General features: G+C 38.4%; 20 protein-coding genes. 2 read left to right on the forward strand and 18 right to left on the reverse strand.

Features of this window, described 5'->3' with window-relative positions; translation table 11 throughout:
- Positions 1–47: 47 nt before the first annotated feature.
- Positions 48–1,673 carry an alanine/glycine:cation symporter family protein gene (locus H1P_RS05210; RefSeq protein WP_144864832.1) on the forward strand — a complete coding sequence of 542 codons (1,626 nt, stop codon included), beginning with the start codon at positions 48–50 and terminating at the stop codon, positions 1,671–1,673.
- Between the two features lie 78 nt (positions 1,674–1,751).
- Here H1P_RS05210 and H1P_RS38795 read toward each other — a convergent pair whose 3' ends face one another.
- A complete protein-coding gene (locus H1P_RS38795; RefSeq protein WP_281291092.1) occupies positions 1,752–1,874 on the reverse strand; it encodes a hypothetical protein in 123 nt (40 codons plus the stop codon).
- A 291-nt stretch (positions 1,875–2,165) separates the two neighbouring features.
- Between H1P_RS38795 and H1P_RS05215 the strand changes: the two genes are divergently transcribed.
- A complete protein-coding gene (locus tag H1P_RS05215; protein WP_144864834.1) occupies positions 2,166–3,389 on the forward strand; it encodes an HhoA/HhoB/HtrA family serine endopeptidase in 1,224 nt (407 codons plus the stop codon).
- 95 nt (positions 3,390–3,484) lie between these two features.
- Here the strand turns inward: H1P_RS05215 and H1P_RS05220 are convergent, their stop codons facing one another.
- The 17 genes from H1P_RS05220 to H1P_RS05300 all read right to left on the reverse strand — a co-directional run bounded on the left by H1P_RS05220 (position 3,485) and on the right by H1P_RS05300 (position 22,063).
- The gene (locus H1P_RS05220; RefSeq protein ID WP_186375845.1) at positions 3,485–4,141 is read right to left on the reverse strand and encodes a diguanylate cyclase; all 657 of its coding nucleotides are present in this window, start codon (positions 4,139–4,141) and stop codon (positions 3,485–3,487) included.
- A gap of 11 nt (positions 4,142–4,152) precedes the next feature.
- Positions 4,153–5,223, reverse strand: coding sequence for a CHASE2 domain-containing protein (locus tag H1P_RS05225; RefSeq protein WP_144864838.1), 1,071 nt, complete (start codon positions 5,221–5,223; stop codon positions 4,153–4,155).
- A 92-nt stretch (positions 5,224–5,315) separates the two neighbouring features.
- Positions 5,316–6,071 carry a DUF928 domain-containing protein gene (locus tag H1P_RS05230; RefSeq protein ID WP_144864840.1) on the reverse strand — a complete coding sequence of 252 codons (756 nt, stop codon included), beginning with the start codon at positions 6,069–6,071 and terminating at the stop codon, positions 5,316–5,318.
- Positions 6,072–6,439: 368 nt separating this feature from the next.
- Entirely contained in the window at positions 6,440–7,390 is a 951-nt protein-coding gene (locus H1P_RS05235) for a F0F1 ATP synthase subunit gamma (RefSeq protein WP_144864842.1), read from the reverse strand.
- A 187-nt stretch (positions 7,391–7,577) separates the two neighbouring features.
- Positions 7,578–9,092 (reverse strand): F0F1 ATP synthase subunit alpha, encoded by a 1,515-nt coding sequence (gene atpA, locus H1P_RS05240; RefSeq protein ID WP_144864844.1) that lies wholly within the window; start codon positions 9,090–9,092, stop codon positions 7,578–7,580.
- 211 nt (positions 9,093–9,303) lie between these two features.
- Complete coding sequence (gene atpH / locus H1P_RS05245; protein ID WP_144864846.1) at positions 9,304–9,861, reverse strand: ATP synthase F1 subunit delta; 558 nt, start codon at positions 9,859–9,861, stop codon at positions 9,304–9,306.
- The gene (locus tag H1P_RS05250) at positions 9,861–10,397 is read right to left on the reverse strand and encodes a F0F1 ATP synthase subunit B (RefSeq protein WP_144864848.1); all 537 of its coding nucleotides are present in this window, start codon (positions 10,395–10,397) and stop codon (positions 9,861–9,863) included. The genes atpH and H1P_RS05250 overlap by 1 nt, the downstream gene beginning before the upstream one ends.
- Before the next feature lie 44 nt (positions 10,398–10,441).
- Positions 10,442–10,873 (reverse strand): F0F1 ATP synthase subunit B', encoded by a 432-nt coding sequence (locus H1P_RS05255; protein WP_144864851.1) that lies wholly within the window; start codon positions 10,871–10,873, stop codon positions 10,442–10,444.
- A gap of 318 nt (positions 10,874–11,191) precedes the next feature.
- Positions 11,192–11,431 carry an ATP synthase F0 subunit C gene (gene atpE / locus H1P_RS05260; protein ID WP_144864852.1) on the reverse strand — a complete coding sequence of 80 codons (240 nt, stop codon included), beginning with the start codon at positions 11,429–11,431 and terminating at the stop codon, positions 11,192–11,194.
- Positions 11,432–11,581: 150 nt separating this feature from the next.
- On the reverse strand, positions 11,582–12,331 hold the full coding sequence (atpB, locus tag H1P_RS05265) for a F0F1 ATP synthase subunit A (protein WP_144864854.1): 750 nt from the start codon (positions 12,329–12,331) through the stop codon (positions 11,582–11,584).
- A 51-nt stretch (positions 12,332–12,382) separates the two neighbouring features.
- Positions 12,383–12,769 carry an ATP synthase subunit I gene (locus H1P_RS05270; protein WP_144864900.1) on the reverse strand — a complete coding sequence of 129 codons (387 nt, stop codon included), beginning with the start codon at positions 12,767–12,769 and terminating at the stop codon, positions 12,383–12,385.
- A gap of 560 nt (positions 12,770–13,329) precedes the next feature.
- Positions 13,330–14,529: a phosphoglycerate kinase gene (locus H1P_RS05275; RefSeq protein WP_144864856.1), complete on the reverse strand. Its 1,200-nt coding sequence runs from the start codon at positions 14,527–14,529 to the stop codon at positions 13,330–13,332.
- A gap of 293 nt (positions 14,530–14,822) precedes the next feature.
- Positions 14,823–15,041 (reverse strand): NAD(P)H-quinone oxidoreductase subunit O, encoded by a 219-nt coding sequence (gene ndhO, locus H1P_RS05280; protein WP_144864858.1) that lies wholly within the window; start codon positions 15,039–15,041, stop codon positions 14,823–14,825.
- A 56-nt stretch (positions 15,042–15,097) separates the two neighbouring features.
- Positions 15,098–16,045, reverse strand: a complete 948-nt coding sequence (gene ygfZ / locus H1P_RS05285; RefSeq protein ID WP_144864860.1) for a CAF17-like 4Fe-4S cluster assembly/insertion protein YgfZ — start codon at positions 16,043–16,045, stop codon at positions 15,098–15,100.
- Between the two features lie 15 nt (positions 16,046–16,060).
- Positions 16,061–16,459: a hypothetical protein gene (locus tag H1P_RS05290; RefSeq protein ID WP_144864862.1), complete on the reverse strand. Its 399-nt coding sequence runs from the start codon at positions 16,457–16,459 to the stop codon at positions 16,061–16,063.
- Between the two features lie 63 nt (positions 16,460–16,522).
- Entirely contained in the window at positions 16,523–17,548 is a 1,026-nt protein-coding gene (locus tag H1P_RS05295) for a GGDEF domain-containing response regulator (protein ID WP_144864864.1), read from the reverse strand.
- A gap of 90 nt (positions 17,549–17,638) precedes the next feature.
- Positions 17,639–22,063: a PAS domain S-box protein gene (locus tag H1P_RS05300; RefSeq protein ID WP_144864866.1), complete on the reverse strand. Its 4,425-nt coding sequence runs from the start codon at positions 22,061–22,063 to the stop codon at positions 17,639–17,641.
- Between the last annotated feature and the right edge of the window lie 92 nt (positions 22,064–22,155).

Below are 22,155 nucleotides of genomic sequence, written 5' to 3' on the forward strand. Positions count from 1 at the left end.
GAAAAAAAAATTAAGCACATATTGGAGCGTATCCGTACTAAAAAAACATGAAAATTATCAATAAAATACCAAACACCATAAGACAAGCAAAATATATACATCTAGTTAATTTATTACAGTCACTTACAAGGAAAAACTGGCAATTTTTCCTGGCAATAGTGATTGTTAGTATTGCTATTCCCCAAATAGCTCTGGCTGCGGAAGAAAAAGCTTCGGGCGGTTTTATTGGGACGCTTGACAGCGTTTTTTCGGGGTTGGTTGCTGTTTTAGATGAAATTCTCTTTTTTGAAATTGCTGGTTTCCCTTTGATCGTGCTGTGGCTGATTTGTGGGTCGATCTTTTTTTCTTTGCGGATGGGATTTATTAACATTCGCGGTTTGAAACACGCTTTTGATATAGTGCGGGGTAAATATGACGATCCTGACGATGATGGCGAAGTATCTCACTTTCAGGCATTAGCAACGGCACTATCGGGAACAGTAGGATTAGGTAATATTGCAGGAGTTGCGATCGCCGTGCAAACTGGAGGACCTGGTGCCGTGTTGTGGATGACTCTGGGGGGCTTTTTTGGTATGTCTAGTAAATTTACTGAATGTACCCTAGCTCAGAAATATCGACGAGTAAAGCCTGATGGCTCGGTAGCTGGCGGACCTATGTATTATATTTCTCGTCCGTTATCGGATATGGGGATGCGTCCTGCGGGTAAAGCTTTGGCGGGGTTGTTTGCCATTCTCTGTATCGGTGCCTCTTTCGGAGGCGGGAATATGTTCCAAGCCAATCAATCCTATGCAGCCGTATCCAATGTTCTTCCTGGTATACCAAGCTGGATTTTTGGGATAGTTATCGCTGTGATAGTAGGAATCGTAATTATTGGTGGTATCAGTCGCATTGCTTCAGTCACAGGTAAGATAGTTCCTTTGATGGCAGTAGTTTATGTACTTGCTTGTCTGTGGATTATTTTAATTAACTTTGCAGAAATTCCTAATGCGATCGCTACTATTTTTACAGGAGCTTTTTCCCCTCAAGCTGTTGGAGGTGGCTTTCTTGGGGTATTGATACAGGGAATTAGACGTAGTGCTTTTTCCAATGAAGCAGGAGTTGGTTCTGCTGCGATTGCTCACTCGGCTGCCCGTACTAATGAACCCCTCAGAGAAGGCATTGTCGCTTTATTAGAGCCTTTAATCGATACAATTATTATCTGTAACATGACTGCCCTGGTAATTGTCATTACAGGGACTTATCAAGATAGTTCTATTGGAGATGGGGTATTGTTGACCAGCAGATCTTTTGATACTGTTGTTGACTGGTTTCCCTCAATTTTAGCGATCGCTGTAGCTTTATTTGCTTTTTCAACTATGATTTCCTGGAGCTACTATGGCGAAAGAGCTTGGGAGTATTTATTTGGCAACAGTAGCATTCTGGTTTATAAGGCTATGTTTGTCTTTTGTGTCTTTCTTGGCGCAGTAGTTAACTTGGGTGCTGTGCTTGACTTTAGTGACATGATGCTGTTATCGATGTCAATCCCTAACCTAATTGGCTGTTATTTATTATCGGGAACAATAGCTTCTGAATTAAAAGACTATATGCAGCGTCTTAGTTCGGGAGAAATGCTTACCTATGAGGATAAAGTAGCTCGCGGTAGTTCCCAACCAGAAGAAGTAATTTCTCGGTAAAATTTAAGTCTGATTAGTCATTAGTCAATGCTGTTCGGATAAGCCTTTTTATTTATTGGTAGGGGTATGGGGAGATAATTATTTCTCAATTCCCCAATTTTCTACTTCTTCGAGCAATAATTTTTGATCGAATAGTATTGAGAGTAGTCCGCTTTGCTCACTGTCCCGTTTAGTTAAGGCGATCGCATTAACACAATTCATCTGACCAACTATTAAGATGGTATTGGTCTACTATTAACATCTGCTTCAGTCTTTTTCCTCATAACAACTTCAGTTTCTCATCATTTTGCACTCTGAGGTTTTTCGAGCCAAAATTTGTCACAAAAAGTTCATAGTGTTGTCACAGGAAAGTCATAACTCAAATTTATATTCAATAGTGTCGGGTCTAGATCATGCTTCACTCAAAGCTCCTTCAGACTTTCTTTCTTCTCTAGACCCACTTTTCTCTCTTTAATTTTATTGATTGAGTATTAAAAGTTATTTAACCGTTAAATGAAAAAAACTTTTCCTTCAGAATCTCAACCACAACAAAGCTCTACACTTTGGCAAAAGGCTACTGCTTCCTTTTCCCTAATGTTGCTGGGAGGAGGAATCGCTTTAGGTGGTCATTACATAATAAATAGCCCTCAAAGGATCGTCGCCAGCACTCCTATTAAAGAAATCACTCAAAATAAACGGCAACAAACCTCATCTGAGGTTGCAATTGTTCCCCAAAACTTTGTTACTCAAGTAGTTAACAATGTAGGACCTGCGGTAGTCAGAATTAACGCTTCTCGTACGGTAGAAACCCAAATACCAGAAGCTTTTCAAGACCCCTTGTTCCGTAACTTTTTTGGTTCACAAATTCCCTCTATGCCTGATAGACAAATCCAAAGAGGTGCAGGTTCAGGCTTTATTGTCAGTTCTGATGGGTTAATCTTGACCAATGCTCATGTAGTAGATGGTGCTGAGAGCGTAACAGTGACTCTCAAAGATGGTCGCACTATCGATGGTGAAGTAATGGGGAAAGATAATCTGACAGACATGGCGGTAGTCAAAATTGAAGCAGAAGACCTACCTATAGTAGAATTTGGCGACTCTGAAGCCTTACAAATTGGAGAATGGGCGATCGCAATTGGCAATCCTCTTGGTTTGGATAATACGGTCACTACAGGCATCGTTAGCGCGACAGGACGTAATAGTATGCAAATTGGTGTTGGCGATAAAAGAATTGACTTTATCCAAACTGATGCAGCCATTAACCCTGGTAATTCTGGAGGTCCTTTACTCAATTCTCAAGGAGAAGTTATTGGGATCAATACCGCAATCATTAGAAACGCTCAAGGACTTGGTTTTGCCATTCCCATTAATGCTGCTAGGGATGTTGCAGAACAATTAATCGCTAATGGTAAGGTAGAACATTCTTTCTTAGGAGTTAGAATGACTAACATTACTCCTGAACTCAAAGAACAATTAAAAACTCAATACAACTTGGAAGTGGATGCCGATAGAGGAGTATTAATTGTAGATGTTTTACCCAATTCTCCCGCAGCGAAAGCAGGATTAAAACAAGGCGATATTATATCTGCTATCGAAGAACAAGATGTTAGCTTGCCCAAAGAAGTGCAAAAAATAGTTGAAAAAACCAGAGCAGGAGAAAATCTTGATTTGGCAATAATTCGTCAAAATCAAACAATAGATTTAGGTGTTGAAGTAGGAGTATTACCTAATTCTTAACAATTAAAAGTCACAGATTATCTCGATCCCGCTTGACGGGACTCCGCCGTAAAACGACGGAGACGGCACGTGACCGTTGGTCAAACAGTAATCAATTAAGATTCTGCTATTACCGCGCGATCTCGACCTTGTTTTTTAGCCTGATACAAACCACGATCGGCATTTTCAATTAGCTCTTTGTAAGATACCGCATTACTTGTTTTAATGCTAGAAACTCCGCAACTAATACTAACATGAGAGCTTGCCTGAGAACTAATGTGTGGAATCTCCATTTTTTTGAGCCTCAAGCGGATTCTGTTCGCAACTGAAATTGCTGCTTGAGGTTCAGTATTCGGTAAAACAATGACAAACTCTTCTCCACCATAGCGGGCTGGCAGATCGTTAGATCGTACTGACTCTTTAATAGCCTGGGCTACCTTTTTTAAACATTCATCTCCTGCTTGATGTCCATAAGTATCATTGTAGAGTTTGAAAAAATCGACATCACACAAAATTAAAGAAATATCCTTATTCTCTTTTTGACTGCGCCCCCACTGTTGCTCTAAATAGCGATCAAAAAAACGACGATTGGCAATCTGAGTTAAACCATCGGTAAATGCTAAATTCTTTTGACCCTGATTATAGTATCCTGCAATGGTAACTGTTGATAAGCTTAAAGCTAACAAAGGAGAAACCGTTGGCAACCAATAACCAAAGATAAATAGAGTATAGCTACTACCAAATAGGATCCCTGCGGGAATTATAATTCCCACAACAGTCCACCTTACAGAAGAAAAAATTTTTGTAATAAATCTATATCCAGTAAAACTAGACTAATAGTCGCTCCCACAAAAGACCACCATATTATCCATAACCATTCGCCTATCTCTGAAATACCCTCGATCATCAAGCGATTGTCCAAAGCAGCACTTACTATCTGGCTAGTTAAATTGGCATGGATGTAAACCCCAGGCATTTGTTGAAATTTAAGATCGCTACTACTGTACGGAGTGTAGAATGAGTCATTCAGACTAGGAGCAGTAGAACCAATTAGAACAATTTTGTCTTTAAACAGATCGGATGCAACTTGCTTATTGAGAACCTCCGTCAGAGAAGTACGAGCAAATTGGTCTTCTGTACCCCGAAAATTTAACAGAATTTGAAAACCGCCAACATCTGCTCCTCTGTAAGCACCTTCATTCTTACCCAAGGGGGAAAAGGCTGCTTGACCTAAAATTCTATCTTTACTATTTTCCACAGCTTGAAGAGTTATGTCTTCTTGCGCCAAATATATTAAAGCTAATTTGGCAGCCAAACCTAAAATAACCCCATCTTCTGCTGTTTTGATAGAAATTAATCCTCGACGTACTTTTGCATCTTGGTCGATAACCAAATCTGCCATAGCAGTTTGACCAGATTCTTCAAGAATAGGAGGCGCAAACACACTATCTCCTACTACTTTTGCCACGCCAATAATATTGGGGGTTGTGCGAAAAAACTCTGATAATTTTTGTTGTCCTACAATATCTCCTTGAGGTAGATCTCGATAAAGGTCTAGACCAATTACTCTTGGCTGTTGTTGAGCAATATTATTCAATAAGTTAGCCAGTGTTCTATCAGAAATCGGCCATTCTCCTAGCTCTCGAATATCAGACTCACTGATATCAACTACTACAATACGTGAATCCCTATCTTCTTGAGGACGAAGGCGAAACCACAAATCTAGAGTAGACCACTCCAGGGCTTGATATGCACTGGTAAAGCTACCTGCAATTACTAATCCCGCTATGCTAGAAGCAATAATTAGTAATCCTTTAAATTGCCAAGCTTTTTCTTTTATTCCTGACCAGAACAACTCCTTTCGCCTTTAAATTCGTTTTTTTACTAACTAAAAAAACTACGAGAGAACTAAAACTCCATTCAATAGTTCAGTAGATTTTCTCTACTCTACTCCATAAGTTCTGCTTTGGCGATCTGTTCTAAACCTACGGAATTAAGAATGCTATTCCAAGTATTTAGTAGCTCCTGATTTTGAGGTTGCGCTTGTCTTAATTGAGCCAGAGTAGCTACTGTTTCATACCAAATACCAGCTTTACCGTATAAAGCAGCCATTTCTAAGGGTGTTGCACTTTCTAATTGAGTTGCTAGTTGTAATTCTGGTTGTACTCTTTTGATATGACCTTGAATTACTGGACTATCTGGTCTGAGTTTGTTGTCGCACATCAAGACCAAAGACCATTTGTAGTTTTTCCCAGTTTCTAAAGCAGGGGCTTCTTTTGGCACATCTAAGCTAACAATTCCCGATTTAGTCCCGATGGGTAAGATTGTTTGGTAAACTTCTTCCTCGTTTTCGTCTTGTATTGTAAAAAAGACTGATTCTGCTGAAGTAGCAGGAATATGTACTAAAAGAGTGGGATGAGATGTGGTAGTCAAACCATAATTACTCGCAGGAATCAGAGGCGCAAAGGACTCAGAAATTTCTTGAGAGTTGATAGCACATTGAGCTCCACGAGAAGCTCCTCCTCTAGTTGCTTGTGGTTGATTTTCATTGGGAGGATCGAAAGTAATATTGTATGTATTAGCATTCTTTGTGGTAGCTTCTTGAGCTTGAATTGCTAGGGGACTCATACACACCAAATACAAAGAAATCAAAGAAGTTGCTAGTAGAGATTTTTTAGACCAAATGTATTTTAGTTGGTTCATTATATTCGGATTAAAATATATTTTTATTAATCTAATAATATTTTTAATTATCAAAAAAAGCAATTATCTTTACCTTTTCTTCTAAATAAATAACTTTTATTTTAAATGTTTTTTATTTACTAAAAATTAACTAAATAAATAGTTATAAATACATATTTTCTAAATTAAATAATATTTAAAGTAAAAAAAATTAGTAGTAATACTGAATCAAAAATACTCAAATTAGGTTGCTATTAGTTACTAAGATCGTAAAAGACTTAATACTTTATAGAAACTTCAAAACAAATCATCATGTTTTCAAAGCAAAAAACGCCCAGAAATTCATCTAGGCGTTATCGAAAAAAAATAAATTAAATAAATTAAACAAACTATAAAGCATTCGCACCAGCAACTACCTCAAGAAGTTCTTGAGTAATGGCAGCTTGTCTGGCTTTGTTGTAAGAAAGAGTTAGAGTCTTCATCAACTCAGAAGCGTTATCACTAGCGTTGTTCATCGCAGTCATGCGGGCTGCTAATTCACTAGCTGCGGATTCTTGTAAGGCTCTTAAGAGTTGGTTATTGAGATATAGAGGTAACAGAGCATCTAGAATTTGTACGGGGTCTTGCTCAAAAATAGTATCGGAAGGAAGCAGCTTTAATTCGTCTGTAGTTTCGACTTTTTCTCTCTCGACGTTGAAATTACCACCGCGAGTAGTTAAGCGGAAAATTTCATCATCTTTTGGTTCTAAACCTTGAGGAGATAAAGGAAGTAGTGTTTGAACTACGGGACGAGAACTAATTAAAGAAACAAACTTAGTATAGATGACCTCTACACGATCTACAGTTTCTGAAAGAAAAAGAGATAAAATCTCATCACCAATAGAGGAAGCTTCTGAAGCATTAGGAATTTGTTCTAAACCAGTATAGGTTTTGTCGATGGGGGCGTTACGATTTTGAAAATATTTAACCGCTTTGCGCCCGACTAAGACAAATTTGTAGTCTACACCTTCTGCTGCTAATTCTTGAGCGCGAATTTCTGCACGACGGATTATATTAGCATTGTAACCACCACACAAACCACGATCTGCGGAAACAACAACAATAGCTACTGAGTTGACTTCTCTTTGTTCAAATAGAGGTAGATCGACATCTTCAAACTGTAACTTTCCTTGAAGATTGTAAATAACTTCTGCCAAACTATCAGCAAAAGGGCGAGTTGAGGTTACTTGCTCTTGGGCGCGACGCACTTTAGCTGCTGCTACCAAGCGCATTGCTTCCGTAATTTTTTTGGTATTTTTGACCGATTTAATACGATCGCGTATAGCTTTTAAATTAGGCATTTTTTCTTATAATGATGAAGGATGAGGGATGAGGAACGGGTAATAGGTAATAGGTAATAGGTAATAGGTAATAGAGAAAATACTATTTACTTAATTATTTCCTGTTTTTCCCACTCTTCAGTTCTCTATCACCAGCCCTCAGTCACCAGTGATAACTGTTCACTGATAACTGATAACTGTTAACTGTTTAAGCAGCCATGAATGTTTGTTTGTATTCATTGATGGCTTCTTTAAGGAGACTTTCTGCTTCATCAGTTAGCTTTTTCTCAGAAGCAATGATTTCAGCAAATTTAGGCTTGCTAGTACCGAGATAATCACGAAGTCCTTGAGCAAATTCAGTAGCTCGATCTGTGGCAATTTCGTCAATATAACCATTTAAGCCAGCATAAACTACTGCAACCTGTTCTGCTACAGAAAGAGGAGAATTCTGAGGTTGTTTGAGGACTTGGCGTAAACGCTGACCACGAGCTAGTTGATTTTGAGTAGCTGCGTCTAAGTCAGAAGCAAACTGAGCGAATGCTTCTAGTTCGGCAAACTGAGCGAGTTCTAATTTCAATTTACCAGCTACTTGTTTCATTGCTTTGGTTTGAGCAGCCGAACCTACACGAGATACGGAGATACCTGCGTTGATTGCGGGACGGAAACCTGCGTTAAATAGGTCAGAAGAAAGGAAGATTTGACCGTCAGTAATCGAAATTACGTTAGTAGGAATGTAAGCTGATACGTCACCAGCTTGAGTTTCAATAATGGGTAACGCTGTCATACTACCACCACCCAACTCATCGTTGAGTTTTGCAGCACGCTCTAATAAACGAGAGTGTAAGTAAAATACGTCTCCAGGATATGCTTCACGTCCTGGTGGACGGCGAAGTAAGAGAGACATCTGACGATATGCTTGAGCTTGTTTAGTCAAGTCATCATAAATGATCAGAGTTGCTTTTCCTTTGTACATGAAGTATTCTGCGATCGTTGCACCAGTGTAAGGAGCAAGATATTGAAGAGTTGCAGGGTCATTAGCGTTAGCAGCAACAACTACTGTGTAGTCCATTGCACCTTTTTCTTCAAGAACATCGACTACTTGAGCAACAGTAGAAGCTTTTTGACCAACTGCTACGTAAACACAGATAACATCTTCGCCTTTTTGGTTAATGATCGTATCTACTGCAACTGCGGTTTTTCCAGTTTGGCGATCGCCGATAATCAACTCACGTTGACCACGACCAACAGGAATCATCGCATCAATTGCTGTAATCCCAGTTTGCATCGGTTCGCAAACGGATTTACGATCGATAATACCTGGTGCCATAGATTCAATGAGGCGAGAGTCGCTACAATTAATATCACCTTTACCGTCGATAGGGTTAGCTAGAGAGTCTACTACACGACCAACTTGCGCTTCACCTACGGGAATAGAAGCAATTTTCCCAGTAGCTTTAACCGTACTACCTTCTTGGATACCGAAACCGTTACCCATTAATACTGCACCGACGTTATCTTCTTCTAGGTTAAGAGCGATACCAATAGTGCCATCTTCAAATTCTAATAATTCTCCAGCCATTGCTTGTTCTAAACCGTAGATACGAGCAATCCCGTCACCTACTTGGAGAACTGTACCAACGTTGGATACTTGAACCTCTTGACTATAAGATTCAATTTGCTGACGAATAATCGAACTAATTTCGTCTGGTCTGATGCTTACCATAATTACTTAATCAGTTGTTAGTAAATTTTGAGTAGGGAAAGATTAATTGAGGTTTGAGTTTTGGCGATCGCTTTTTCGATAAATGCTCTAAGCTCTAAGCTCTAAGTATCTTCTTGTAATCGTTGATTAAAGAATACTCAATTTATCTATAGTTTTAATTTACTAATAAATTGACTTATAACTTGTTGCTTACAGCCAACTGCGAAGCAGTTTAAGCAACACTACCAAGACTCATACCGATACGTCTTAATTGACCTTGAACACTAGCATCGATGACTTTAGAACCAACTTTAATGATGACACCACCAATTAATTCGGGGTCAATAGTAATTTTTAGTTCTACATCACTAGCGTCAGTAATTCCTTTAACGCGATCGACTAAAGCTTGCTTTTGTCCATCATTTAATTCTGTAGCAGAGGTGACTTCTGCTAGTACTACGTTGTTTAACTTTCTCAATAAAGCAGAAAACTGAGCAGCAATCTCTTTCAAAAAGATGATGCGTCGCTTGTCTACCAACAACATTAAAAAGTTAACAAAGTAAGGGTTCGCTTCATTACCCATTACCTGTCTTAATACTTCTTTTTTCGCTTCAGGATTAACTACAGGGTTTGCCACAAAATCACTAAATTCTGTGGACTCTTCCATTAGGCTTTCGAGATCGCGACAAACACTACCAAATGGCTCTGTTAAATTGTTCTGTTGAGCAACAGACATCAAAGCTTGAGCATAGGGTTCGGCTACTTCCGAACTAATTAAAGTTCCACTCATTAAGCACCTCCTAACTGAGCAATACTACGGTCGATTAGTGTTGTTTGAGCAGAATCATCAAGCATTCCTGGTAACTGAGATTCTACTTTTTCTAATGCTAAAGTGGAGACGCGCTGTTTGAGTTCGGCGATCGCTCTTGCTTCTTCTGAACTCAAATCGGCTTCTGCACTAGCTTTAAGGCGTTCTACTTCTTTGGTGCCTTGAGCTAAAATTGTCTCTTTCGCCTTTTGAGCGTTAGCTTGAGCATCAGAAATAATCTTGGATGCAGTTTCCTTTGCTTCAGACAGTTTTTTCTCTTCTTCGGCTAAAGTAACTACTGCTTCTTTTCGTCTTTGTTCTGCTTCTTCAATTTGTTCGGCAATTTTGGCGCGTCTTTCGCTTAAAATATTGCCAACTATTTTACTTCCGTAGAAATAAATAATTCCAATTAAAATTAAGAGATTGATTAGGTTAGTGTCTAAAATGTCTAGGTTTAGACCGAAACCACCTTCAACCTCTGAATGCGTTTCTGCTAAATATAAAAAATTGTCTATCATGCCCAGACTGTTATTTTTATGATTTTTTTGCGGTTGAGACTGGATTATTTAACCAGTTCTGGTCCTAGAATTTTTTCTAAGATTTGACGGCTGAGAGAATCTACCTGTTGTTCTAAAGTAGCTAAAGCAGTTTCTTTTTGTTGCTGTATCTCTAAAGTCGCTTGCTCTCTTTTAGCAATTACTTCTTTTTGAGCTTCTGCTGTTTTTTGAGCAACTACTTCTCTAGCTTCTGTTTGAGCTTTTTCGACAATAGATTGAGATTCTTTCCGCGCTGCTGCTATTTTTGATTCGTATTCTTTAACTAGGCTTTCTGCTTTCGCTAATTTTTCTTTAGCTCCAGTTTTACTGTTGCGAATTAAAGAATCTCGCTCATCTAAAACTTTAGTTAAAGGCTTATAAAACAATGCATTGAGTAATGCCGTTAAAATCAAAAATTGCACTGCCATTAAAGGCGTGGTTAAGTCAAAATCAAACATTTTTATTAGACATATTTAGATTAAATAGCCAAAGTATCTCAGTTATCAGTAAACAGAGGTGCGACCCTGCGGAATTTTTGAGGTCGCGTCATCCTAAATGAATTAGGATGTTGTGAGACGACCATAATCCGTCAAGGAACGCGCACCGAATTAGTTATTAGTTATTAACTATCAAAGTACTTTACCTATATATAGATTATAGAGATGTCATTTTAAATCCATACAGGAATGGATAACTTTCTCGGTTTGCCCACCCTAGGTAAACCGTTAGCGACTCACTGTTCACTGATAAAGAGCGTCTCTAAAAGTTCTGAGAATCTATACGTAAGGGTTAGCAAATAGTAATACTAAAGCTACTACTAGACCATAGATAGTCAAGGATTCCATGAAAGCTAGAGTTAAAAGCAAAGTTCCACGGATTTTGCCTTCAGCTTCAGGCTGACGAGCAATACCTGCTACAGCTTGACCAGAAGCATTACCTTGACCAAGACCAGGACCGATGGAAGCTAAACCAATTGCTAAAGCAGCAGCGATGACGGAAGCAGATTGAATATCCATGATAATTTTCTTACCTTAAAATTGAAGTACCAAGAGTTGACAAAAAGGAGTGAAACTAAATAGTTAGTTTCAAAGCTGTTGTGAGCAAGTTTTTAGAGATACTGCAAAACTCATCTTGAATATGTTTCTAAAACTACTAAAATAGCAGCTTTATTCTTCTTCGCCGTGACCTTCTAAAGCTTCATGAATGTATGCACCAGCAAGAGTGGCAAATACTAAAGCTTGAATAGCACTGGTGAATAACCCTAACGCCATTACTGGTAAAGGCACAAACAGAGGAACTAGTAGTACTAATACCGCAACTACCAATTCATCAGCCAAAATGTTACCAAAAAGACGGAAACTTAGGGAAAGAGGTTTAGTAAAATCCTCTAAGACTGCAATAGGTAATAAGATCGGTGTAGGTTCGATATACTTTTTAAAGTAACCTAAGCCTTTCTTCTTAAAGCCAGCATAAAAATAAGCTAAGGACGTTAATAACGCCAAAGCCACTGTTGTATTAATGTCGTTCGTGGGGGCTGCTAATTCGCCAGAAGGTAACTCAATGAGTTTCCAAGGAATTAAAGCTCCTCCCCAATTTGACACAAAAATGAACAAAAACAAAGTACCAATAAAGGGTACCCAGGGACGATACTCTTTTTCTCCTAGCTGGTTTTTGACTAAGTCTCGGATAAACTCCAGGGCATATTCCATAAAGTTTTGGACACCACCAGGAACAGTTTGCACATTCCGAGTTGCAGCCAAAGAAGCTATTAATAAAACACCTATTACTATCCAAGAGACAATAAAAACCTGTCCGTGAACCGTATAGTTGCCGATTTTCCATAAGAAATGTTCGCCAACTTCCAATTCTGCTAGGGTAAAAGTATTCAAAATAGTTAGACTACCTAGAAGTTCCATGCGCCTAGACTGAGAAAAGATTAATTTAAATTTGATTTTGGACTACTTTAATTAATCACCAATACTTGCTGCTTCTTCATCAGACTGCTGAGATAGCAGAAAGACAGATTGCAATGTGTATATAATGATCGCACCTTTGAAGGTAAGAAATCCCAGAAACACAGGCAGAATACCGAGTTGCTGCCATTTACTAGCAACAAGCATGAGAATTACGAAAATTCCTAGCCCTTTTCCTCCGAGACGCTTTTGTTGTTGTTGACCTAGGCGTTCAACATCCTTGGCTAAAAATCTTAAGTAAACCACACTTACTATTGCTCCTATCAAATAGTTAAGAGCAGTGTTTAGAGAGTAGAAGTACCAAACGGTCGGAAAGACAATTCCTATCAGAACTAGAGTATAGGTATACAACGTGCGTTGCAACTGATAATACTCTGCCATGGGGTCTTTCTGCTCATGAGAGAAAGCACTCTCTTGAGTCAATTTCTCTTCTTCTGTTTGTTTTGGTGTGGTGTGTTCAGATTGGTTAGACAAAGCACTCGGGGACTGAACTCATTCTGGACGTGTTTATTAGTTATGAGCTTGCAAGCCAACTACATATTTTTGTAGCTAACATATCAAACTCAGACCATCAGCGATCTTATCACGGTAGTGTAACAATTATTAAATTTTCCTAAATGGGGATTTTGAAGTTGTTATGTGTTGGCTGTTGTATCTTGCATTATAAAAATGAGAGCTAAAATGCTTACTTGTTTATAGCGATCGCATTATCTGATTTTTGTCAACACTCGCGCGACGCGCGATGCGGAGCGAGTCCTTTAGGGCGTTCGGTAAGTCCGCTTCTTTCGGGGTTTCCTTGGCAAACGTCCGTCAATAAAATGAGCAAAAGAGAAGGTGGGCAATTTGATTTAACTTGAAACAATAACGCTTCAATTAAAATATTTTACCCACTAGATAAAAGCCAATAGCTATTAGTTAAAAAGCTTTATACAACTTGTTATTTAAGCATCATCAAGAGCGATAATACCAGGTAATTTTTTGCCTTCAAGTAATTCTAAACTTGCACCACCACCAGTAGAAATATGGCTCATCTTATCTGCAACACCAACTTTTTCCACTGCTGCTACGGAGTCACCACCGCCGATAATTGTGATTGCGTCGGGTTTTCCTGCTAAAGTATTAGCGATCGCTTCTGTGCCAACGGCAAATTTATCAAATTCAAATACTCCCATAGGGCCATTCCAGATTACCGCATTACAATCAGCTAGGGCATCTTGGAATACTTTTACCGCATCAGGGCCAATATCTAAACCCATCCAGCCATCGGGAATTTCTTCGATACTAACCGTTTTGGCATTAGCATCAGGAGCAAAGTTATCAGCAACGATCACATCAGTGGGTAATAGTAGCTCAACACCTAATTCTTGGGCTTTGGCTTCTAAAGTTTTCGCTAATTCTAGTTTGTCTTCTTCTACCAAAGATTTACCAACGCTCAAGCCACGAGCTTTGTAGAAAGTAAAGATCATACCGCCACCAATCAATAACTTATCGCATTTTTCCAGTAAAGTTTCGATAACACCGATTTTACTAGATACTTTAGAGCCACCAATAATCGCAGCTAAAGGACGTTTAGGGTTATCTACTGCATTTTGCAAGAATTCTAATTCTTTTTCGATTAAGAAACCAGCAACAGAAGGACTGAGATATTTAGTTACTCCTTCAGTAGAAGCATGGGCGCGGTGTGCTGTACCAAAAGCTTCGTTTACATAAAGATCCGCATTAGCAGCTAAAGCTTTGGCAAACTCAGGGTCATTTTTGGTTTCTTCACCGTGGAAACGGAGGTTTTCCAAGAGTACAACCTGACCATTAGTCATCGCGCCAACAGTAGCTGCTACCTCATCTCCTATACAGTCATCACATTTAGTGACTTCTTTTCCAAGCAATTCAGAAAGACGTTTTGCTACGGGAGTTAAGCGCAATTCTTCTTTTACTTCACCTTTGGGACGACCCATGTGGCTACAGAGGATTACTTTAGCTCCTTTACCAGTTAAATCGTTGATAGTGGGTAAAGCAGCACGAATACGAGTATCATCAGTGATCTTGCCGTTATCGTCTAAAGGTACGTTAAAATCGGCTCTGACTAAAACTTTTTTGCCTTCTACATCAGCTTTGGTTAAGCTGGCTACAGTTTTCTTCGACACGGAAATATTCCTCCTAATTGAGCCTGATAGATTAATCGATTGTTAAATCACGGTGCAGCTAAGCACGTCCCCAAATATAAAAGAAAAATTAAAATATATGGGTTTAGCATTAATCTACCAGAGTTCGCGTAGCTCAGTAAACAGATATTGAAGAACGAGGAGTCAGGAAACCGAATAAGAAAAAAAGTTTTTAGGTTTTGTAACAGATAAGAAAGCAAGATTTAGTCTGTACCATTATTTTGGCGAATATAGGTTCTTATTTTCAGACCAATCTGATTTTTACTCTTGATTACTTAAGTTGCTGCTTCTAGAGAATCGATTTTCAACCAAATATTGGGAGTGGCAACATAAAACTGTACTAAAGCGTAGTCTCCTTCCATGTCTAAAATTTCTCCTTTGCTTTCAAAGAGATAGGAAGGAAAACGAGTATCGCTAGCTTTCGCTTCAAGGCTATTGACTAATTTTTCTGCGATCACTTTAACTAATGAGCCTTTTTTGAGTTTTCCTGCCATGATTTTGATACCTAAAAATTGAATTGTTTTTATTGTCTCTTATTTAGGGTTAGTGATTAGTGGTCACTGATGAAAGGAACAGGGACTAATTCCCCTGTGGCTTCACCAATTTTAACGGTTAATCCTGCACCACCTGCCTTTGTCCGAACATAAGCAAGACCAAACAAGCCTGTATCACTTTTTGTGCAACTGGTGAGAACACCAACTTTTTTATCTTCTACCATAACGGGAGTTTCTGGGGAAACAGGGTTATCTAGTTTGACTCCCCAGAGTTTTTGTTTGACACCATTGTAGGTATCAAGGCGGGCAATGGTTTCTTGTCCAATGTAGCAGCCTTTGTCAAAGGAAATGGTATGCCAAAGTCCTGCTTCTAAAGGATTGTAGTCTTCGGTAAGTTCTTTGTCTGGGGCTGGTCTTCCTTGTAAAATTCTCAGTTGTTCCCAACTGTCACTATCCATTTCGGAGACGTTATTATCTACTAGTAGAGAACGAATAGTGGCTGCGTTTTCTTGAGGAATAATCAGGTTATAGCCTGGTAAACCTAAATCGCTTCCTACTGCAATTCTGAGGGTTATATCGTTGATGATTGCTAGTTGGTGATTGCCTTCTGGTGATTCTTTTAAGTCGATATCAAATAATTTTTGAATTAAGTCAGGGCTTTCTGCTCCAATTAAAGTAATTAGAGCATATTGTTCGGAAACATCAGCTAATTTGACTTTATCGAAGGGAAAAATAAAACCATCCAACCACTTTAGTAGTTGCTGACGGCGATTGGGGAAAACGATCGCTAAAACGGCATCTTCTGTCAGGTAAGCGGTGGCTAAATCGAGGGTACGGGCGGTGGAGGTAACAAAGACGGTTTGACAGCCTTGTCCTGGTTTTAAACTATTGAAGTCGTTGGTGCTTTGGTTATGAAGGTAGCGTAGACGATCGCTTCCTGTAAATTGCAAAATTCCCCAGGTAGAGCGATCGCAAAAAGATACCTTATCTGATTGATAATTCATGATTTAATTGGAAACCTATTCTGAAAGCTTATCAAAAACTTGTCTTACTGCTTGTTGGGCTTTAGCTTCTATGAGATGCCAATCGATTTCTCCTGTTTCGTCTAATAAGCGATCGTCTATTTCAACATCTACACTACGTTGTTCTAGTTCACTAAAGATATGCTGAGTTGCGGGAGTATAGTCTTGAAAACATACCTGGTAGCAGAGTTGCCAAATATCGACTTCAATGGTTCGATTGTCTTTGGTTAAGCGAAGAAGATATCCTGGTATGGGTTCGGTAACTTCTTTGTAAGTACCCCGCCAGGAAGAAGTATCAAGGTTTTTACGAATATTATCGAGAACTCTAATTAGGGCTGGTTGCATCAGCAATTGTGCTTTTTCCCAGGCGAGTCTCGTTTTAAATTGGGGTTTCATCAAACGACGTTGCTGATTGGAAGTATGACATCAATCATAGTACTGATAATTGCTCATTGATCGTCAATTGTAAATAACTGATTGATTGCGTCCTTTCTGTTTTGCTTGGTAGAGGGCGCGATCTGAGATTTGGATTAATTGTTCGGGACGACTGTGTTGGTCGGGGATGATGCAGGCGACACCTAAACTAAGAGTGACACAATTGCTAACCGAAGATTGGGGATGTTGTATTTGGAGGTTTTCTACTTGCTGACGAATCATTTCAGCTACAGCTAGTACACCTTGGGTGTGTGTGTTAGGGAGAATAACAGCAAATTCTTCTCCACCATAGCGAGCCACTAAGTCTGCGGGGCGTTTGACTACTTCAGCGATCGCTTTTGCTACCTGTTGGAGACATTTATCTCCTGCTGGATGACCAAAGCGATCGTTATAGAGTTTGAAATGATCGACATCACATAAAATAATTCCTATGGGTAGTCTTTCTCTAGTCATTCTGCGCCATTCTTGCTGTAAAAATCGATCGAATGCATGACGATTTGCTAGTTGGGTTAAGCTATCTGAATTAGCTAAAATTTGTAGTTGTTGATTGATTTGTAAGAGTTTATTTTCTGCTTCGTGACGATATTTTATTTCTTTTTCAAGGCGTTTATTTTGAAATTCTAATTCTTGTTTTTGGGCTGTTAACTGTTTCTGTAAGGTAGTAATTTTTAGTTGATTTTCGATTCTTATACAGACTTCTTCTAGTTGGAAGGGTTTAGTAATGTAGTCATTCCCCCCACTATGAAAGGCTTGCACTTTATCTAGGGGTTCGCTGAGTGCGCTGAGAAAGATGATTGGGACATCATGGGTTTGGGCGTTTTTTCTCAGATGCTGGCAAACTTGATAGCCATTCATTTCTGGCATATTAATATCCAGTAAGATTAGGTCTGGTACAATGGTCAAAGCTGCCCGAATACAAAGCTGCCCACTAATAGCTGTACGTACTTCGTATCTTCGATCGCTTAGCATCGTTGCCAAGAGTCGCAAATTTGCTGGTTTGTCATCGACAATTAAAATATCTGCTTTGTAAACAGTGGTTTGCTCATTCATTACTTCTCTTAGTCATTACAGAAAATAAATAATTAATCCTCACTAAAAAATTTAATTGGTTGAAAAATATAAGTTATTAGAAATAACTAGTTAATTATGAATTTGAAGTAAATCTTCTGTCTGGTCTATTATTCCCTCTAAAGCAAAATTATTAACCATTTCAGTTAAATTATTTGCCAAGGTGGAATAACGGTCGGGAATTTGAGCGATTAAATGGTGTATTTTAAGATCGCTAGCGGAAATAGCTGCATAGTGAAGTTTTTCGAGCCATTCGGTTGGCATAGAGCTTAATTCTTTGATATCTAGGGAATTATTAATAACAAGGTCTTGCTGTACGTAATTATGACCGTAGGTATAGGATAGGTCTAAATGTTTAGCGATCGCCATTAACAGCTTTTCTGAGTCAAAGGGTTTACTAATTACATCCACACAACCCACTGCTAAAATTTGTGCTTTTTCTGACTCAATCATGCTAGCAGTAATGGCAATAATTTTAGTTTTATTTGATTTATCTTGATTTTTGATTTTAGCGATAGCTTGATAACCATCCATGATAGGCATATAAATATCCATAAGAATCAAGTCGGGAATCCAATCTGTAAACATAGCTACTGCTTCTTTACCATTGTGAGCTTCTTGAACCACGAAACCAACTTTACTTAAGAGATCGTTTAGTAATTTGCAATTGTCTAAATTGTCATCGACAATCAGGATGCGATTTTGGGTTTGAGGAAAAGCGAGATCGCCGTTGGCGAGGCGCGTTGCGATCGCCTTTATGGGTTCTCTGAGATCCAAAAGATTCAAAGAATCAAGATCGGGAATTGCTACGGGAATTTGAAACAAAAAGGTTGTTCCCTTACCCACAAAACTTTCTACCTCTAGCATTCCTCCTAATAATTTGATTAAACTACGACAAATAGACAATCCTAATCCCGTCCCTTGTCCTGACTGCATACCTATATTAGTCTGTTCAAAAGGCTCGAAGATACGTTCTAATTCTTCTTGAGCTATCCCTGCACCACTATCGGTAATTTTAAAAATAAGGGATTGTTGATTTTGAGATTTTACCTGTAAATTTACTTCTCCTTGTGCCGTAAATTTAATAGCGTTACTGAGCAAATTAATAATGATTTGTCGTAGTCTCACTCCATCAGTAGTGATAAATTGGGGTACTTCAGAATTAATATCGAAAGTTAATTGGAGACTTTTGGCTTGAGCTTGTAGTTGAAACATTTTTTCAATTTCCAAGAGAAGCTCATGAAGATCGATATGATCTTTGTTTACTATGATTTTTCCTGCTTCAATTTTGGAGAGATCTAGAATACTATTAATAAGATTAAGCAGATGTTGACCACTGCGATTGATAATTTTCAGATGTTCTTGTTGAGAAGTATCTAAAGATGTATCTCTTGCCATAACTTGACTGAAACCCAAAATAGCATTGAGAGGGGTTCTTAATTCATGGCTCATGTGTGCTAAAAATCGGCTTTTTGCTTGGTTTGCTACTTCTGCATCTTGTTTGGCTTTGGTTAAAGCTAAGTTGTTTAAATAAAGTTCTTGACTTTGTTGCTGTTCTTTTGCTAATAGCCGAGCTTGAGCGAACGCAATCCCCATTTGGACGGCTACCGCTTCTAAGAGTTCAATCTCATCAATTGTCCATTGTCTAAAGCGATCGCATTGATGAAGACCAATTACGCCATTGGGTATTCCCTGATAAGAAGTTCTCACTGCCAACATTGATTTGATATTCAATGCTCTGCATATTTCCCGCGCTTCTACAAGTAAAGGTTCTGCATAGACATCAGGAGAAACGACAGCTAAATCTTGACTTAAAAGTTTTTCTACATGGGGATTTCCCACAACAGGAACAGCAAGACTGAGAGAACTGATATTATCGTGGCTTAAATATTGGGCTACCAAAGGAATTTCTGGTTCTGAATTAATTACTACGTGGTTGTGAATAGAACATCTACTGACTTGAAAGACTTTACCGATTTGGTTAGCTGCGGTTTGAAAGATAGTAGAAATATCCAAATTGCGACGAATTTCTTGGGTTATTTGTCCTAGTAGTTGTTCTCTCTGTAGTTGTCTGGTTAGATATTTCTGAGATTTTTTGAGTTGACTGATATCAGTGATTGTGCCTACATAACCAAGCAATTGACCGTTTGTGTCATATTCAGCGATCGCTTTTCCAAAGACCCAAACTTCTACTTCCCGATTTATAGCAAAACGATATTCAGCAGAGAAAGATAGATGGTTATCTACTGCTTCTTGCCATTGTTGAGTAATTTTTTGTCGATCTTGATTGTGAACTGCGGTGAGCCATCCTCGATCCATAGAGGTTTCTGGTTTTAGTCCAGTAATTAGACACCAACGGTCATTAACATAAGTAAAGTTCCCCGCAGTATCAGTACGAAAAATACCAACAGGTGCAGCTGTAGCTAAGGTTTGATAACGTTTTTGGCTTTCTTGTAATTTTTTTTCTTGTTGTTTGCGATCGTTAATATCTCGACAAATGCAAACCATCTTATCATCATCTAACTTTATTAAAGCCACCTCCTGATAGAAAAGCGTACCGTCTCGTTTTTTTGCTTGATATTCTCCTCGCCAATAACCTTGTTGGGCAAAAACAGGAAAAACTTGCTGCTGTAATTTAGTAACTTCTTCAGGTGGATAAAGAATTTCCCAACTTTGACCTAACAATTCTAAGGGGTTGTCATAACCAAAGATTTTTGCATGGGCAATATTGAGATAGATAAAACGTCCTTTTTTTAAAATAGCAATTCCATCGATAGCAGCGTCCATCGCAACAGACTGTTGTTTGAGTTTTTCTCGATCTTGTTTCTGTGCCGTAATATCTTCGATTACCGCCACACTAGAAATTATTTTCCCTGACTTTCTCTTTACAGGACATACTGTAGTCTTTGCCCAAACAAAAGAACCATCTTTACAGAGATAGCGTTTTTCTATCGAAAAGTGATTTAGTTGACCTGTTTTTAGCTGTTTAATTGATGTTTTTGTTTGAATCATATCTTCAGGATAAGTAATGTCTGCAACGGTTTTATCAATTAATTCTGATTCTGAATAACCAGTAATTTCACAAAACTTATCGTTAACACGTTTTATTTGCCCAGTTTCATAGTTTTGTTCGACAATGCCAATGGCTACTTGGTCAAAAATAGTACGATATAGTTCCTCACTATACTGAAGCGCTGTTTCTGCTTGTCTTTTAACAACAATTTCTTGTTGTAACAGGTGATTTTGTCGAGCTAGTTTTAAACGCTGACGTTTTTCTTGTTCTAGAACCGTTGCTAAAGCGATCTCGCCGTTGGCGAGGCGCGTTGCGATCGCCGATCCGACTTGGGCTGCTACAGTTTCAATAGTTTCTATTTCTTGTTTTGTCCATTGTCGAAAGCGATCGCTCTGATGGAGCATAATTAAGCCATTGACTTGTTTTTGGTGGGATGTTCTAATGGCTAAAACTGATTTAACTTGAAGATGCTTAAAAATTGAATCAGCCCACTTTAATTCAGAATTTTCATAAACGTTATCTATAGCAACCGCACGATCTTGATTGAGAATTTGCGTTCTCTGAAAATTACCCATTACAGGTGATTCAACTGTGGAATAATGGCTTTCAGTTTTTTCTCCAGATGCTTGATAAACTGCAAAAACAGCAATTGGAGTCTCAGAAGCTTGATGATAGCTATGGATTTGACAACGAGTAACATCAAATGCAGCACCGATTTCTTGTACCGCAACTTCCAATATCTCTTTGAGATCGATAGTAGAGCGAATCTTTTGAATGATTATTTCTAATAATGAGCTTTGCTGTATTTTTGCTTCGAGAGCTTCTTTAGCTCGTTTTTGCTGGAGTAAATCCTGTTTTAATTCCCAGTTTTGTTTCTCTTGTTGAGTTTCGAGGGTTTTGATCTGAACAATTTGAGCTTGGTATTTTTGGGCGTTTCTAAAAGAGATCGCTGCTTGCGTTACTAAAATCTTAATTAGCTGCTCTGTTTCTGCTGTCAGGGGATTGCGTAAATTTTCCAGATAGAGAATACCTAAAAATTCGGCTTCATCTGTAAGCGGAAAATAACTAAAATTGCTTGGTCTTTGCTGACTTAAATAGGCATCATCTTGAAATTTAATGGTAGCAGTATTGGTAATAACCTGGGATTTTCGCTGTTGACGACAATGCTTAAATAAAGAAAAAGGAGCATTACTCCCATGATTTTGGTTGACTAGAGATTCTAAATCAAAAGTAATTGTTGGCTCTCGATGCTTTTGTTTTCGATTCCCATCATTATCCGAACAAGGATCATTAGCTACTACAGTAAAAAAATAATTTTCGCTTTTGCTTGGTTTTTGATTAAACCATTGTCGATCTAAAATTAAGATGCTTTTTTGTAATAAAAAATTTTGATAGATAATTTTAAGCAATAATGATGCTACCGATTCAATATCTGTAGTGCGGGATAAACTTTGAATAGCTTCGAGAACAAAACCATCTAGCATTTTTTATAAATAAGTATTTTAAAAAGTAACTATATGTATCTATTGTTTCCTAACTACTAGATGATGGTCATCGGGATTTTTTCTGACATATG

This window comes from Hyella patelloides LEGE 07179, from assembly GCF_900659865.1.
Classification (GTDB): Bacteria; Cyanobacteriota; Cyanobacteriia; order Cyanobacteriales; family Xenococcaceae; genus Hyella; species Hyella patelloides.

Coding starts and splice junctions, on each gene's coding strand:
- H1P_RS05300 (WP_144864866.1), bottom strand. CDS start 22,063: ATGCTAGATGGTTTTGTTCTCGAAGCTATTCAAAGTTTATCCCGCACT.
- ndhO (WP_144864858.1), bottom strand. CDS start 15,041: ATGGCAGGAAAACTCAAAAAAGGCTCATTAGTTAAAGTGATCGCAGAA.
- H1P_RS05290 (WP_144864862.1), bottom strand. CDS start 16,459: ATGAAACCCCAATTTAAAACGAGACTCGCCTGGGAAAAAGCACAATTG.
- H1P_RS05210 (WP_144864832.1), top strand. CDS start 48: ATGAAAATTATCAATAAAATACCAAACACCATAAGACAAGCAAAATAT.
- H1P_RS05295 (WP_144864864.1), bottom strand. CDS start 17,548: ATGAATGAGCAAACCACTGTTTACAAAGCAGATATTTTAATTGTCGAT.
- atpB (WP_144864854.1), bottom strand. CDS start 12,331: ATGGAACTTCTAGGTAGTCTAACTATTTTGAATACTTTTACCCTAGCA.
- H1P_RS05215 (WP_144864834.1), top strand. CDS start 2,166: ATGAAAAAAACTTTTCCTTCAGAATCTCAACCACAACAAAGCTCTACA.
- H1P_RS05230 (WP_144864840.1), bottom strand. CDS start 6,071: ATGAACCAACTAAAATACATTTGGTCTAAAAAATCTCTACTAGCAACT.
- atpH (WP_144864846.1), bottom strand. CDS start 9,861: ATGAGTGGAACTTTAATTAGTTCGGAAGTAGCCGAACCCTATGCTCAA.
- H1P_RS05250 (WP_144864848.1), bottom strand. CDS start 10,397: ATGATAGACAATTTTTTATATTTAGCAGAAACGCATTCAGAGGTTGAA.
- H1P_RS05235 (WP_144864842.1), bottom strand. CDS start 7,390: ATGCCTAATTTAAAAGCTATACGCGATCGTATTAAATCGGTCAAAAAT.
- atpA (WP_144864844.1), bottom strand. CDS start 9,092: ATGGTAAGCATCAGACCAGACGAAATTAGTTCGATTATTCGTCAGCAA.
- atpE (WP_144864852.1), bottom strand. CDS start 11,431: ATGGATATTCAATCTGCTTCCGTCATCGCTGCTGCTTTAGCAATTGGT.
- ygfZ (WP_144864860.1), bottom strand. CDS start 16,045: ATGAATTATCAATCAGATAAGGTATCTTTTTGCGATCGCTCTACCTGG.
- H1P_RS05255 (WP_144864851.1), bottom strand. CDS start 10,873: ATGTTTGATTTTGACTTAACCACGCCTTTAATGGCAGTGCAATTTTTG.
- H1P_RS38795 (WP_281291092.1), bottom strand. CDS start 1,874: ATGAATTGTGTTAATGCGATCGCCTTAACTAAACGGGACAGTGAGCAA.
- H1P_RS05270 (WP_144864900.1), bottom strand. CDS start 12,769: ATGGCAGAGTATTATCAGTTGCAACGCACGTTGTATACCTATACTCTA.